The sequence below is a fragment of the Citrobacter sp. R-1.5.2 genome (genome assembly GCF_035064245.1).
Lineage (GTDB): Bacteria > Pseudomonadota > Gammaproteobacteria > Enterobacterales > Enterobacteriaceae > Citrobacter.
The window spans coordinates 305,744-320,863 of the sequence record NZ_JASEYC010000005.1 but is presented as its reverse complement, the minus strand read 5'-3'; the positions used below and the strand labels follow the sequence as shown (position 1 = coordinate 320,863).

Below are 15,120 nucleotides of genomic sequence, written 5' to 3'. Positions count from 1 at the left end.
AGCTGATAGAAACAGAAGCCACTGGAGCACCTCAAAAACACCATCATACACTAAATCAGTAAGTTGGCAGCATCACCAACAGCAAGCACGACGTGAATGCGGTTAGCTATGGAGTTTACGAGAATGAATAATTAAATATAATGCCATACATCTTAACTATTCATTATAAATAAATATTAACAAAACTTATATTGATTAATTAAATCTCACTATAAAATACAATTTTCAATTAATTGCTGGCGTAATGTCCCCTTACCATTCGTTCTATTATTGAGGGAAATATATGTCATGGAATAAACACGAAACGGTCTCGTATGCGCGAAGCCACGCACACCAAAAAACCAAGGCTATTGCGCTCGAGCAGTAGCGGTTATTGATACTTTACCAGGACTAAACCAGTACGGGCACACCTGTATTTACGATGGGTCGGGGACCTGGTACTCCGATTTCGTTCAGCGCAGTTTATACCCAGGGCCGCAGTACAGGAAAACCCAGCCCGCCGTTACTCTATACAGGCACAACTGACATGAAAAAATTACTGCTTTTGCTGCTGGTGGCATCATCTGCAATGGTAAGTACCAACGTTCCTGTTAACCAGGCGGTTGCATTTAACAAGTGGTACGTGAACCAAATTAACAATAATAATTTCCCGATTACCGACGGTAAGGATATTGATAAATACGTTACTGCATCAACGATGAAAAAACTAAGGCGAACACAAGATCCAAATTATGAAGATGAGGTTTTCTATGAATGCTGATTTTTTCTCAAGACACAATACATTGGCGATGACTGGCCCGACAATGTCAACGCCATTGCAGGTGATACGGATCCGGTTTGCGTTAATGTTTACGTAGCGTTTGGAAAAAAGCAAAAACACATTGTCATTGACTGCATGGTCAAAGAGACCGGACTCTGGAAAGTGCAGTCTGTCACCAGCCGCCAATTCACACGCAACCTGGAACGTCACTGAGGTCGGCGATATAGCAGGGGGACAAAGAGCAATGCACCTCGCGTATCCCCCTGTCGTATCGCTGTAGCAGACTACAGCACCCTGCATACCGTCAGGTTTGCAGTCCGCGCCACACATCTCTGCTACCCGGTAATGCGCCTGCAATACCGGGAATTAAAACGGGTCTATTTACACAATAGCCGCTACGATTTAATGACGATTAATTGTAAACGATGCACCAATAATTTAATTACCCAATCACTAACTCTGGGACTATTCTTAATTTTCTAAATAAGTAGAATTTTGGACACTTTCCAATATTGATTCTATCTGGTGCAGTGGTAATTTTCACTCAATAAAATACTAACTAATAAGCAACCCTATGTATCGCATAACAATAATAACCAGTGAAACATTTAACCATCGAATAACTATCAATGGCCTGCCAGGTGTCAAGGTATCCACCGCCCTTGGTCACCTCACGTCAAAGGAATCATAACCAGCTGATGTGAAAGAAAAGTAAACTGCAAAGTCGAGATGATAAAACCGTTTTCACTACGCAGCGGTCTATTTCAGCGCATCAGCTTTAATAATAAAAACACTGCATATGGCATCTGTTGAAAATGCCGCTTCACTCACAGGACAAGAGAACATCAAAAAACGCCAGATAGTATTCTATCTAATTTTATTTACGTTGAAGTTCAAACAGCGCCCAACGCAATCTTAAACACTTATATATTAATGATGACATGTATGAAAACCAACTTAATTACTGCTTTTATTCTTTCTTCTCTGCTATTGTCTGGAATTGCCGAAGCGGCTATCGGCACGACAACAAATGGTGTCACTACCTTCACCAAAACACCTAATCCTGTCGGCACCATTACTATCACGGGTATTGATGGCGCAACGTACGATTTGGAAAACCTCCACGGGGCGATTGCGGATCTTTCAACAAATAAAGCCGATGTCACTCAGGCAAACAGCATTGCTGCCATAGCAAATACCAACCAACAGGCCATCACTCAACTCCAGCAGTCACAAGGTAATTTTGTCGATAAGCCAACTTATAATACGGATAAAACCACTCAGGCAGCAGTTGACCTACAACAGGGTAACGATATCGCACAAGCCATGCAGAGTGCAGGAAATGCACAGAAAACGGCAGACAACAACACTAACGCGCTCAAAAACAAGGTTGATACCACTGCCTTTAGTACCGATCAGCAGCGTCAGGATGGTGAATTACAGAAAGAAATCACCGATCGTACAGATGCGGATAGCCAGCTCAGAACGGCAATCGGCACCAAAGCTGACGCAGCCCAGGTTGCCACTAACAAACAGGCCATCACCGATGAAGTGAAGACAGAAGCAACGCATTACCAGACGCTGACAGCAGGCCTGTCCCAAAAAGTTGCAGCCTCGTCGTTCGCTCAACGCTCGGCATCCGTCGATAAGTATCTGGCTGACGCCGCCGCTGAACGTGCAGCGACCAACGCGACGGTTGCGAAACACACCGACGAACTGGCCAATCATGAGCAACGCATCGAAACACTGGAGCAGAACACCAACGCTAACTTCGGTAAGCTGAAAAATGAAGTGGATCAGAACCGTAAACGCGCGTCCGCTGGCATCGCTGGTGTCGCAGCAATGGCGAATATCCCCCAGGTTATTGAGTCTCAGAGCGTCAACGTCGGCGCGGGTGTCGGTACGACGGATGGCGAAACAGCTTTGGCTGTCGGTTTCTCTGCCCGGGCATCAGAGCACGTTGTCGTTAAAGCGTCCGTTTCCAACGACACACAGCATAACTTTGTGGTTGGCGGTGGCATGTCTTATGGCTGGTAAGGAATAAGCCGTGGTCTGAACGCGAACTTATGGCGGCCACTGTTGGTATCAACCACCACAGTATCTGAAGGAATTATCAGGTAAATAACGGGTAATAGCATGAAAAAGGCAGGATATGTATCTTGCTTTTTCATGCTACCGAAATGTCAGAGACACGCAATCGTAGATGTGGCATTACACCGCTGGAGATCCCCCACCCGCAGTAAATCACTGTATCTCGTCGTATAACGAGGTGAGAGCATGTCTCGTTTCATTGCCCATGGTTGCTGTATCCCTTGTCCGGCAAACCAGAGCGTCCCTTTACCATTTTTAGCATTAAGCGTATCCAGAACCGTCATAAGTTTGTCGCTATTATGCCGCGGGACGTTTTCATCAAAAAGATTGAGCTGTGCCACACCGGAACTGAAAAAATCCCCTAACATCACGCCTGCTTTTTGATAATGCCACCCCTCTCGCCAGATGGCGTCAAGGCAACGCGTCGCCGCACCAATAATATCCCGGCTGTCCTGGGTTGGTGTCAGTAGTTTTACCGACGCGTTGTTACCATAATAAGGTTCGTTATGGGCAAATGGGCTGGTTTTAATAAACGTAGAAATGAAGCAGCAGAACTGATGCTCTCCGCGCAACTTCTCCGCCGCACGTGAAGCATAGGTGCAAATAGCCTCCCGCATGGCATTATAATCCGTGAGCCGTACACCAAACGACCTTGAGCAGATGATTTCCTGCTTAACCGGCGCAAACTCATCCAGCGCCAGGCACGATTCGCCGCGCAATTCCCGTACGGTTCTTTCCAGCACCACGCTGAAATGTTTGCGGATAAAGCGAATATCGGTTTCAGCCAGGTCACAAACCGTTTTAATGCCCATTGCATCCAGTTTCTTACCGATACGGCGACCAATGCCCCAGACTTCATCTACCGGAACGGCTGCCATCAGCTTGCGTTGGCGCTCGCTATTCGATAGATCGACCACGCTGCCCGTCTGATCCTGCCACTTTTTAGCCGCATAATTTGCCAGCTTAGCCAGTGTTTTGGTCTGAGCAATACCGACGCCCACCTTAAGATGCGTTTTCTGCAAAATAGCGTCCCTCATCTCGCAACCAAAATCAGTAAGATCTCTGCAGTTCCTCACCCCCGTCAAGTCACAGAACGCTTCATCAATACTATACCTTTCCACGCGCGGAGAGAGTTCCTCGAGGATGGACATGACTCTACTGCTCATATCCGCATACAGCTCGTAATTTGAGCTAAAACACGTCACACCGTAACGTCGGAACAGATCTTTTTGTTTGAAGTACGGCGCCCCCATTTGGATACCCAGTTTTTTGGCCTCCGCGCTGCAGGCAATAACACAGCCATCGTTATTTGAGAGAACCACCACCGGTTTATCACAGAGATCGGGCCGGAAAACGGTCTCACAGCTGGCGTAAAACGAATTTACATCGCAGAGCGCAAACATCAGCGCAGAGCCTTCACGGCATAGGTAACGACACCGAATACATTCAGTGATTCTTCACGACCGATAACGATCGGTGCATAAGCGCTGTTCATTGGAACGAGCTGTACCGTTGGACGAAGCTGCAGCCGCTTAACCGTGAACTCACCATCAACGGCAGCGATAATAATATCGCCATGTACCGCCGTCAGCGAACTGTCAACAACCAGCAAATCGCCATCATCGATCCCCCCCTCAATCATTGAATCCCCCGCGGCTTTCACGAAGTACGTGGCACTGGGATGCTGAATTAGCAATTCATTCAAATCGATGCCCCGCTCGACATAATCCGCAGCCGGGCTGGGAAACCCGCACTGAACAAGGTCACTAAACAAGGGAGCTGTATTGATTTCGCGGAGATCCGCTGGCTTGAGAAACAACATAATGACTCATCCAATATTAACTGTATTTATATACAGTAGTTTTATCTGAGCAGTTGTTCAAGCAGCTTTTTGTGGCGCTATGGCTATTCGCCTGAATTATAACGACTCGTGTCTGCACAAAAGTATCGTGACATGAAACCGGGTATAGTAGCGCCATAACATCATCAAAACGGACACACTATGACTACCGCAGGGAAAAGCAATCCGCTGGCCATTGGCGGCCTGATCGCGCTAACGCTCATCTGGAGCTATAGCTGGATTGCTATGAAACAGGTCACGCACTACATTGGTTCATTCGATTTCACCGCACTACGTTGTTCTTTTGGGGCATTGCTATTATTTATTGTCCTGATGCTACGTGGACGCGGAATGCGCCCGACCCCGTTCAGGTATACGTTGGCGATAGCCTTGTTACAAACGTGCGGCATGGTGGGATTATCACAGTGGGCGCTGGTCAGCGGCGGTGCGGGAAAAGTCGCTATTCTGAGTTATACCATGCCCTTCTGGGTGGTTATTATGGCCGCCCTTTTTCTCGGTGAACGCATGCGTCGTTTGCAGTACGTCGCTATTGCGGTGGCGGCGTTTGGATTGATACTGGTATTGCAGCCGTGGCAACTGGACTTTTCGTCAATGAAGAGTGCGCTGCTGGCAATCCTCTCAGGTATCAGTTGGGGAGCCAGTGCGGTTGTCGCCAAACGGATGTACGCTCGTCATCCCAATATCGACCTGTTAGCACTCACCTCGTGGCAGATGCTGTATGCCGCGCTGGTGATGAGCCTGGTAGCCTGGCTGGTCCCACAGCGAACGCCTGACTGGCAGCCTGTCGTGTTCTGGGCATTAGGATACAGCGCCGTACTGGCAACAGCGCTGGCCTGGAGCTTATGGCTGTTTGTGCTGCGTAACCTGCCAGCCAGTATCGCCAGCTTAAGCACGCTGGCGGTACCGGTTTGTGGGGTACTCTTTTCCTGGTGGTTGCTCGGCGAAGAACCTGGCATTATCGAAGGTAGCGGGATTGTGCTGATTGTTCTGGCGCTGGCCATCATCAGCCTGAAGAAACGCGCCACGCAGGTACAGCGCGTTGAAAAAGAGATTTCCTGCGAAAAATAATCACGGAGAAATAAAACACCCCGCATTACGCGGGGTGTTTTATCAGGAACGCTTACGCGGCATCATGCGCAGGAGCGTATTATCCTTCCAGAAATAGTGATGTAACAGAGCCGCAGCGGCATGCAGGCCAATGACAAAATAACCCAGGTTTGCCAACGTTTCGTGCCATGATTTCAGCATATCGGCCAGTTCAAAATTGGCTTCTGCCGCATGTGGCATAACAATGCCGAATGCAACCCACGGATTTCCCCGGTTATACATCATCACCAGGCCAATAATCGGCAGCGCAATAAACAGCAAATAGATAACCAGGTGCCCCAGATGCGCCATGCCAGTCATCATCGGCTTCGGTTTTGGCTCAATCGGCGGTGCCGGATACTTAAGTCTGACCAGCAGACGCGCCACCATCAACGCTAAAATCGTGATACCACAGGAAACATGCACCATGTTGAACCCGGGACGATAGCTGCGCGGGAAAAATCCGCGAAACTCCATGGCACTGTAGGCCACAATGACCAACAAAAAGACCAGCCAGTGAATGCCAATTTGCAGGCCAGAATACTTCTTCCCCATAACACTTCTCGAATAAAAACAATAATGCGTCAACATAACGGGCTTTTGTTAAAAATTCATTAAGTTTTGTTCACTCATTTTCAGTCAGTTACGTTTAACCGCAAAAACAGCTATTGCCGCGGATGCCTGACTGGACTATGCCTGGTAGGGAAAATATGTCGTACCGTCTCATCCTGACAGGAGAAAACCATGAGTAAAATTGGCATTAACGGTTTTGGTCGTATCGGTCGTCTGGTATTGCGTCGGCTACTGGAAGTCAAAAGCAGCGTGGAGGTCGTCGCTATCAATGACCTTACCTCACCGAAAATCCTCGCCTATCTGTTAAAACACGATTCAAACTACGGACCATTTCCCTGGAGCGTCGACTTTACCGAAGACGCACTGATTGTCGATGGCAAAAAAATTGCTGTTTACGCCGAAAAAGAGGCCAAAAATATTCCGTGGAAAACCACAGGTGCGGAAATTATCATCGAGTGCACTGGCTTTTATACCTCAACAGAAAAATCGCAGGCCCACCTGGATGCAGGCGCCCAAAAAGTCCTGATATCCGCCCCAGCAGGAGAGATGAAGACGATCGTCTTTAACGTGAATGACGACACGATGGATGCAAGCGATCGGATTATTTCTGTCGCATCGTGCACCACTAACTGCCTGGCACCGATGGCAAAAGCGCTGCATGACAACTTCGGTATTCAGCTTGGTACCATGACTACCATCCATGCCTACACCGGGACACAATCACTGGTTGATGGGCCACGTGGTAAGGATCTGCGAGCTTCACGCGCGGCAGCAGAAAATATCATTCCTCATACCACCGGTGCAGCGAAGGCGATTGGTCTGGTGATTCCGGCCCTGAGCGGGAAATTAAAAGGCCACGCCCAGCGTGTTCCGGTAAAAACAGGCTCTGTCACAGAACTGGTGTCGATTCTGGGTAAAAAAGTCACTGCGGAAGAGGTTAACAACGCGCTGAAAAAGGCAACGCTGAACAATGCATCATTCGGCTATACCGACGAAGAAATTGTCTCGTCAGATGTCATTGGCTCACATTTCGGTTCAGTATTTGATGCGACACAAACCGAGATCACCGAAGTGGGCGATCTGCAATTGGTAAAAACCGTGGCCTGGTACGATAACGAGTACGGTTTTGTCACCCAACTGATCCGTACGTTGGATAAATTTACCACGCTTTAGTGTTATGGCGGAGGATCGCCTCCGCCTCGTTTCATTTCCCGCTAATTCAATATGTTGTGAGTCTCTCCCCGTTTTCACCCCATTAAGTGTGCTATAGCTAACCTTTGCCACAAAGGGAGCACAGTAATGGAAGCACTGAGTCGTGAAACGTTAGAAACTATGATAGCGCAAGCCGTTGCCCACGCCGCCACCGTCTCAGTCTGGCCAATGGGTGAAGCCCCCGGAGCAAAAAACAGCGATGCGGTATTTACCCCCGAACCCAGACATACGGGAACCTCTCATTACGATCGTGCGGTAACCGGTATTCGTGCCCCAGAAATCACCGTCTACGCCCCCGCAAAACCGAATGGTGTGGGGATACTTGTCACCCCCGGCGGCTCTTATCGCCGCGTCGTGCTGGACAAAGAAGGCAGTGCGCTGGCACCCTTTTTTAATGCCCGTGGTTATACCCTGTTTGTCATGACCTATCGCATGCCGGGGGATGGTCACGAGGAAGCGTCAAACGCCCCGTTGGCCGATGCCCAACGCGCGATGCGCTACATTCGGGCTCACGCACAGGAGTGGCGAATCGACCCTGATCGTATCGGTGTCCTGGGCTTTTCCTCTGGCGGTCATGTGGCAGCCAGCCTGGGAACACGTTTTGCTGAATCGGTTTATACGCCCATAGATAGCGCAGACGAACAACCCGCCCGACCCGCTTTCATGGCACTGGTCTATCCGGTGATTAGCCTGCGTGAGAATATTGCTCATCCAGGCTCTCGCCTTGAATTAGTTGGCACGACCCCCGAAGAGCAGGATCTGCATCGCTATTCACTTGAAGAACGGGTTGAGAATGCGACGCCGCCGACATTCCTGCTGCATGCCATTGACGATCCGGCGGTAAAAGTCGAAAACAGTCTGGCATTTTTTAATGCGCTTCGCGCACAGGGGGTTCCTGTTGAAATGCATCTGTTTGAACGCGGCAAACACGGCTTCGGTATTCGGGATACTCAAGGGTTACCGCTGGCCGTGTGGCCGGAAATGATGATGAACTGGATAGCCACAAAAGTGTGATGATTGTGCCGGGTGGCACACAGGATCACCCGGCTTATACTCAGCGTATCAGTATCAGGACTGCAGATATACCACCTGCGTTTGCAGATATTCATGCAAGCCATGCTTACCGTCTGCACCACCAATTCCTGACTTACGCCACCCCGCATGGAACCCCTGCATCGCCTCGAAGTTTTCGCGATTAATATAGGTTTCGCCAAACTTCAGCCCTTTAATCGCCTTCATCGCCGTGTTCAGGTTTTGCGTGTAAATCGACGAAGTCAGCCCATAGTCGCTGTCGTTTGCCATCGTCAGCGCCTCTTCCAGCGTATCAAACGCTACCACCGGCAGCACCGGACCAAACGTCTCCTCGTGCATAATCGCCATCTCCTGGCGCACGTCTAGCAGCAACGTCGGCGGGTAATAATAGCCTTTCCCCTCTATGGCTTTACCGCCCAGCACCACCCTGGCGCCCTCCTGCACTGCGCGCGCCACTTTCTGTTCCACACGTGCCAGCGCAGCCGCATTAATGAGCGGCCCCATCGCGATGTCATTACGCTCGGCCGGGTTGCCAAACTGGACGGCTTTCATTGCCTCTCCCAGACGATTCACAAACTGGTCATAGATGCCTTTCTGGACATACACGCGTTCGGCGCAGTTGCACACCTGACCGGTGTTAATCACCCGCGAGTCAACAATTGCCTTCACGGCCAGCTCAAGATCGGCATCATCCATGACGATTGCTGGCGCTTTACCACCCAACTCCAGACATACCTTAGTGATATTTTTCGCTGCTGCAGCCATGATTTTTTCGCCCGCCACAACGCTGCCGGTCATGCTCACCATCGCTACTTTGGGGTTCCCGGCAAGTTCCTGACCGACCGTTTCACCGCGTCCAAGCACCAGGTTAAATACCCCGCGCGGCAGACCAATATCATCAACAATCTTGGCAAAAGCGATCGCATTATTCGGCGTGAATTCGCTGGGTTTAATCACAATGGTATTACCCGTCAGCAAAGCTGGCGCCAGTTTGCGGGCAATCAGGAAAAACGGAAAGTTCCACGGCAGAATACCGGTTGTTACACCTAACGCACGCTTAAACAGCAGGATATTCTCACCTGGACGATCGCTTTGCAGGATCTCACCTTCGTAACGCCGTGCCCACTCCGCCATATAATCGATGTAGTCGGCGGTAAACGAGACTTCGACCTCGGCCAGCTGTTGGATCTTCCCGCCCTCCGCCACAATCAGCGCACTGATTTCACTGGCGCGTTGACGTATGCCAGCAGAAATTTTGCGTAGCCAGTTTGCACGTTCAATTGCAGGTAGCGCCTCCCATGCCGGCTGGGCACGCTCCGCAGCATCAATCGCTTTACGTGCATCTTCAGCGCGTCCATCGGGAATACGCGAGATCAGCTCTTCGGTCGCTGGATTGACGACATCAATCCAGGCATCGTCGTGCCAGGTCACAAACTGCCCATCAATATACATAGGATGTTGTACGGGTACTGACATGCGCTTCTCCTGTGATTGATTTGTTTTTAACAAGTAAAACTATTGTTAATTAATACCAATCATGCATGACGCATTACTGCTGGAATTGTCGTTCTGTGAGCCGCTTCATAAAAGCGTCTGGTAATGTCATAGCGAAGGGAAAAAACAGGCAGGATTTATGCCCGTTTACGACAAAACATGCACAAACGGGCGGCAGAGATTACAGCGATCGGCTCGCCAGCAGATCAGTCAGCGCCGTATCGTTTTGCAGATGCAGCCACGCATCCTCAACTTTCTGCGGGATATCAACATGGGCGATAAAATCACGACCGCGAGGGCCATAGCCGGTTGCATCATCGTGTAGTCTCGGCAATTCGCCGGTAATCAGCGAAAGATAGCGATCCACAGACCACAGCCCCTCCGCAGTCGGCGCGAAATCCACACCGCCGTTCTGTAGAGTCAACTCAGGGATAAGACCGGGAAAACTCAACCAGCGCGGTGCCTGCAGATCATCACGGGTTACACGCTGGAATGTCGCCATCGTGCGGCGTTGCATTGTAGGGTCCTGCACCACAATGACCGTGCGAATATTTTCTGTCGCCTGGTTCAGTAAGGCACAGCTAAAGCGTGCATTCTCACCGCAGTTTGTTGACTGGTCTTCCACCCAAATCGTCTCACCCGGAATTTGCCAGAACTGGTGCGCAATATCAGCCAGGATCGCCGCCTCTGCTCGTCCGCTGGTGCGGATGATGTTATAGCGCGGATGTTGAGCAATCGCGCTATACAGAAACGTTGTGGAATGGCCTATTCCCCCGCTGATCAGCAAGGGGATCTGATGTTCTTTCGCTATCTGGCAGGCCGCATCGATAGTCGGGATCACCGCATTCCCCGCCAGAACCACACAGTCTGCCTGAATAGCAGCGTGGTCCACAAAATCGCTCTGCGCTAACCATTGTCCTACGGTGTTTATCGCCGCAAGGGTAGGCGCGGAAAGTGTTGGAAACTGTCTCATGTTCGTGACTCCTGGTCTTTGTTCTGTAGACCGGTGTAGGCCTGATAAGGCACAGCGCCAGCAGGCACCGCGCCTTATCTCGCCGTATCCGGTCTACGGCACCACCACGCGTTAGCCTGAAATCTGCTCCATCGCCTGCAGAATACGTTTATCCGAGATGGGATACGGCGTGCCGAGCTGCTGGGCAAAGTAGCTGACACGCAGCTCTTCTATCATCCAGCGGATCTCTTTGACATCATCATCTTCACGCCGCGAAGGCGGCAGTTTATTGAACCACTGCTGCCAGGCCTGCTGCACGCTATCCACTTTCAGCATCTGCGCCCGATCGCGGTGCGGATCAATTGCCAGTTTCTCCAGCCGTTTTTCAATGGCCTGCAAATAACGCAAAGTATCGCCCAAACGTTTGAAGCCGTTGCCGGTGACAAATCCACGGTACACCAGCCCACCCATTTGCGATTTGATATCCGAAAGCCCCAGCGCCATGGTCATATCCACACGCCCTTTCAGACGTTTGTTGATGTTAAATACCGCCGTCAGGATCTGTTCGACCTGCTTCGCAATATCAACCACCGTGTCATTCAGCTCAGCCCGCACTTTTTCGTGCAACGCCGCAAAGCCCTCTTCCGTCCACACCGGGCCGCCGTGAGCGTCGATAAGTCTATCCACACCGCAGGAAATACAGTCGTCAATCAAATCCAGCACTTTGCCATATGGGTTAAAATACAGCCCCAGCTTCGCTTTGTTGGGCAGTTTCTCGTGTAAATATTTGATAGGTGATGGGATATTCAGCAGTAACAGACGGCGTAAGCCGCACCACATCGCTTGCTGTTGCTCCAGCGGATTATCAAACAGTTTGATGGCAACGCTGTCTCGTTCATCCACCAGCGCTGGCCATGCTTTCACTTTATAGTTGCCGCGTTTTTGCTCGTAACTTTCCGGCAGTTGACCAAAGCTCCAGATGTGCAGGCCGCTCTGTTCGATACCATCATCTGCCACCGCAGACAGCGTTTCCTGGACTTTACCCTTCAACGCATCTTTCAGAGCCTGCAGTGAGCGTCCTTCCTGCAGCTTTTTGTTCTTATCGTCGACCACCCGGAACGTTATTTTCAGATGATCGGGCACCTGATCCCAGTGCCAGTCTTCACGGTCAACGGTGACGCCGGTCATCCGGCGCAGTTCACGCTCCAGCGAATCCAGCAGCGGCAGTTCCAGCGGTGTCACACGACCTAAAAACGCTTCTGCATAGTTCGGTGCCGGCACAAAGTTACGTCGTACCGGTTTTGGCAGTGATTTAATCAGCGCAATCACCAGTTCACGACGCAGCCCCGGGATTTGCCATTCAAAACCGCTCTCTTCAACCTGGTTTAGTAACGGCAGCGGAATATGCACGGTCACGCCATCCGCATCAGCACCGGGTTCAAACTGGTAGCTTAACCGCAATTTGAGATTGCCCTGATGCCAGAAGTTCGGGTAATCCAGCTTGCTGATTTTCTCCGCGCCCTCTTTGATAAGCATACTCTTTTCAAAGTTGAGCAGATCCGGTGTCTCGCGGCTGACCTTCTTCCACCAGCTATCAAAGTGTCGGGCGGAAACCACATCATGGCTGATACGCTGGTCGTAAAACTCAAACAGCGTCTCATCATCGACCAGAATATCGCGACGACGCGATTTATGTTCCAGCTCTTCCACTTCCGCACGCAGCTTGAGGTTGTCACGGAAAAACGCATGCCGCGTCTGCCAGTCACCTTCCACCAATGCATGGCGAATAAACAGTTCACGCGATAGTGCAGGATCGATCTGGCTGTAGTTCACCTTACGGGCGGCAACAATCGGTAAGCCGTAAACAGTGACTTTTTCTGTCGCCATCACCGCCCCCTGGGCACGCTCCCAGTGCGGTTCACTGTACGAACGTTTTATCAGATGCTGGGCAACTGGCTCCACCCACTCGGGATCGATTCGCGCGGCAATGCGTCCCCACAAACGGCTGGTTTCCACCAACTCTGCAACCATTGTCCACTTCGGCGGTTTTTTGAATAAACCGGAACCTGGGAAGATCGAGAAACGGGCATTACGCGCACCGGTAAATTCCTGTTTATCCGCATCTTTCATCCCGATATGCGACAGTAATCCGGTCAGCAACGCAACGTGGATTTCCCGGTACTCAGCAGGTTCGCTATTGACCGGAATACCTAACTCTTTCACGACCTGACGCAGTTGCGTGTAGATATCCTGCCATTCGCGCACGCGCAGATAGTTAAGGAAATCAACCTTACACTGACGGCGGAACTGGTTCGATGACAGCGCCTTTTGTTGCTCGCCGAGGTAATTCCACAAATTTACAAACGCAAGGAAATCAGACTCTTTGTCGTGGAAGCGGCGGTGTTTCTCGTCGGAAGCCTGTTGCTTATCCATAGGGCGTTCACGCGGGTCCTGAATGGACAGCGCCGAGGTAATGATCATCGCCTCACGTACGCAGCCATGTTTCTGCGCTTCCAGCACCATACGCGCCAGGCGTGGGTCCACCGGCAATTGCGACAACTGACGACCCAACGGCGTCAGTTTATAAGCGGTTTGCTGCTCGTCGGTGGTAATCGCACCCAGCTCTTCGAGCAGGCGCACACCATCCTGAATATTGCGTTTATCCGGGGCTTCAACAAACGGGAATGCGGCAATATCCCCCAGACCCAGCGCCGTCATTTGCAGAATAACGGACGCCAGATTGGTACGTAGAATTTCCGGATCGGTAAACTCCGGGCGCGACAGGAAATCGTCTTCTGAATAGAGACGAATACAGATCCCTTCCGATACACGACCACAGCGACCTTTACGCTGGTTCGCAGAGGCCTGCGACACCGGTTCAATCGGCAAGCGCTGCACTTTGGTACGGTAGCTGTAACGGCTGATACGCGCCGTTCCCGGGTCAATCACATACTTGATGCCAGGTACGGTCAGCGACGTTTCCGCCACGTTGGTCGCCAGCACGATACGGCGACCGCTGTGCGACTGAAACACGCGGTTCTGCTCGCTGTTGGAGAGACGTGCGTACAGCGGCAAGACTTCGGTATGACGTAAATCCAGTTTGTTCAGTGCATCAGCGGTATCGCGAATTTCACGTTCACCACTCATGAAGATCAGAATGTCACCCTGACTTTCACGTCCCAGTTCATCAACGGCATCGAAAATTGCCTGCAGCTGGTCGCGTTCGGTGTCATCCGCATCTTCAACAATCGGGCGATAGCGTACTTCTACTGGATACGTTCGACCGGAGACTTCGATAATTGGCGCGTTATTGAAATGCTTTGAAAAGCGCTCCGGATCGATAGTCGCCGAGGTGATGATAATTTTCAGATCTGGACGGCGCGGCAGAAGCTCTTTCAGATAGCCAAGCAGAAAGTCAATGTTCAGGCTACGTTCGTGCGCTTCATCGATGATGATGGTGTCGTACTGCATCAGCATCCGATCCTGCTGGATTTCCGCCAGCAGAATACCGTCCGTCATCAGCTTAACCATGGTGTTATCGCTGACATGATCGCTAAAGCGGACTTTATAGCCGATACAGCCACCCGGCTCAGTGTGTAGCTCTTCAGCAATACGATTAGCGACGGTACGTGCGGCAAGGCGGCGCGGTTGGGTATGGCCGATCAGCCCCTTCACCCCTCGCCCCAGCTCCATACAAATTTTTGGTAGCTGTGTGGTCTTACCTGAACCGGTCTCCCCGGCAACAATCACTACCTGATGGTCGCGAATGGCTTCCAGAATATCCTGTTTTTTCTGGCTGACAGGCAGGTTTTCCGGGTAGGTAATTGTCGGTCGAGCAGCTTCACGCAGCACAACCTTACCGGCTGCCTGGTCAATCTCTTTTGCCATCTCCTGGTAAATGGCCTGTTGTGCATCAGGATTTTTAACCTTCTTCACGCCGTGCAGGCGACGAGAAAAACGCTGTCTGTCGCGCAGCATCAGCGATTCCAGCTGTTGCTGCAGGATGTTGAAGGTTAATTTTTGTTGTTCTGTCATAGCGTTAGAGGGCAGTGCTCTGCC

At 50.9% G+C, this 15,120-nt stretch carries 11 protein-coding genes; 5 read left to right on the top strand and 6 right to left on the bottom strand.

Annotated elements, in window-relative coordinates; genetic code table 11:
• The first annotated feature begins 526 nt into the window (after positions 1-526).
• The gene (locus QMN38_RS12455) at positions 527-760 is read left to right on the top strand and encodes a hypothetical protein (protein ID WP_323605149.1); all 234 of its coding nucleotides are present in this window, start codon (positions 527-529) and stop codon (positions 758-760) included.
• Positions 761-1,705: 945 nt separating this feature from the next.
• Positions 1,706-2,797 carry a YadA C-terminal domain-containing protein gene (locus tag QMN38_RS12450; protein WP_323605148.1) on the top strand — a complete coding sequence of 364 codons (1,092 nt, stop codon included), beginning with the start codon at positions 1,706-1,708 and terminating at the stop codon, positions 2,795-2,797.
• A 146-nt stretch (positions 2,798-2,943) separates the two neighbouring features.
• On the opposite strand, the gene QMN38_RS12445 is transcribed toward QMN38_RS12450, so the two are convergent.
• The gene (locus QMN38_RS12445; RefSeq protein ID WP_323605147.1) at positions 2,944-4,254 is read right to left on the bottom strand and encodes a Y-family DNA polymerase; all 1,311 of its coding nucleotides are present in this window, start codon (positions 4,252-4,254) and stop codon (positions 2,944-2,946) included.
• Positions 4,254-4,673, bottom strand: a complete 420-nt coding sequence (locus QMN38_RS12440; RefSeq protein WP_318048313.1) for a translesion error-prone DNA polymerase V autoproteolytic subunit — start codon at positions 4,671-4,673, stop codon at positions 4,254-4,256. The genes QMN38_RS12445 and QMN38_RS12440 overlap by 1 nt, the downstream gene beginning before the upstream one ends.
• Before the next feature lie 180 nt (positions 4,674-4,853).
• Here QMN38_RS12440 and QMN38_RS12435 point away from each other — a divergent pair, with 180 nt between their 5' ends.
• Complete coding sequence (locus QMN38_RS12435) at positions 4,854-5,780, top strand: DMT family transporter (protein WP_271457280.1); 927 nt, start codon at positions 4,854-4,856, stop codon at positions 5,778-5,780.
• Between the two features lie 42 nt (positions 5,781-5,822).
• On the opposite strand, the gene cybB is transcribed toward QMN38_RS12435, so the two are convergent.
• Positions 5,823-6,353 (bottom strand): cytochrome b561, encoded by a 531-nt coding sequence (cybB, locus tag QMN38_RS12430; protein ID WP_271442530.1) that lies wholly within the window; start codon positions 6,351-6,353, stop codon positions 5,823-5,825.
• 189 nt (positions 6,354-6,542) lie between these two features.
• Here cybB and gap point away from each other — a divergent pair, with 189 nt between their 5' ends.
• On the top strand, positions 6,543-7,544 hold the full coding sequence (gene gap, locus QMN38_RS12425) for a type I glyceraldehyde-3-phosphate dehydrogenase (RefSeq protein ID WP_323605146.1): 1,002 nt from the start codon (positions 6,543-6,545) through the stop codon (positions 7,542-7,544).
• Positions 7,545-7,670: 126 nt separating this feature from the next.
• The gene (locus QMN38_RS12420; RefSeq protein ID WP_323605145.1) at positions 7,671-8,597 is read left to right on the top strand and encodes an alpha/beta hydrolase; all 927 of its coding nucleotides are present in this window, start codon (positions 7,671-7,673) and stop codon (positions 8,595-8,597) included.
• A 54-nt stretch (positions 8,598-8,651) separates the two neighbouring features.
• Here the strand turns inward: QMN38_RS12420 and aldA are convergent, their stop codons facing one another.
• The 3 genes from aldA to hrpA all read right to left on the bottom strand — a co-directional run bounded on the left by aldA (position 8,652) and on the right by hrpA (position 15,096).
• Positions 8,652-10,091, bottom strand: coding sequence for an aldehyde dehydrogenase (gene aldA / locus QMN38_RS12415; RefSeq protein ID WP_271442533.1), 1,440 nt, complete (start codon positions 10,089-10,091; stop codon positions 8,652-8,654).
• 199 nt (positions 10,092-10,290) lie between these two features.
• Positions 10,291-11,082, bottom strand: a complete 792-nt coding sequence (locus QMN38_RS12410; RefSeq protein WP_323605144.1) for a YdcF family protein — start codon at positions 11,080-11,082, stop codon at positions 10,291-10,293.
• Positions 11,083-11,193: 111 nt separating this feature from the next.
• Positions 11,194-15,096: an ATP-dependent RNA helicase HrpA gene (hrpA, locus tag QMN38_RS12405; RefSeq protein WP_323605143.1), complete on the bottom strand. Its 3,903-nt coding sequence runs from the start codon at positions 15,094-15,096 to the stop codon at positions 11,194-11,196.
• Between the last annotated feature and the right edge of the window lie 24 nt (positions 15,097-15,120).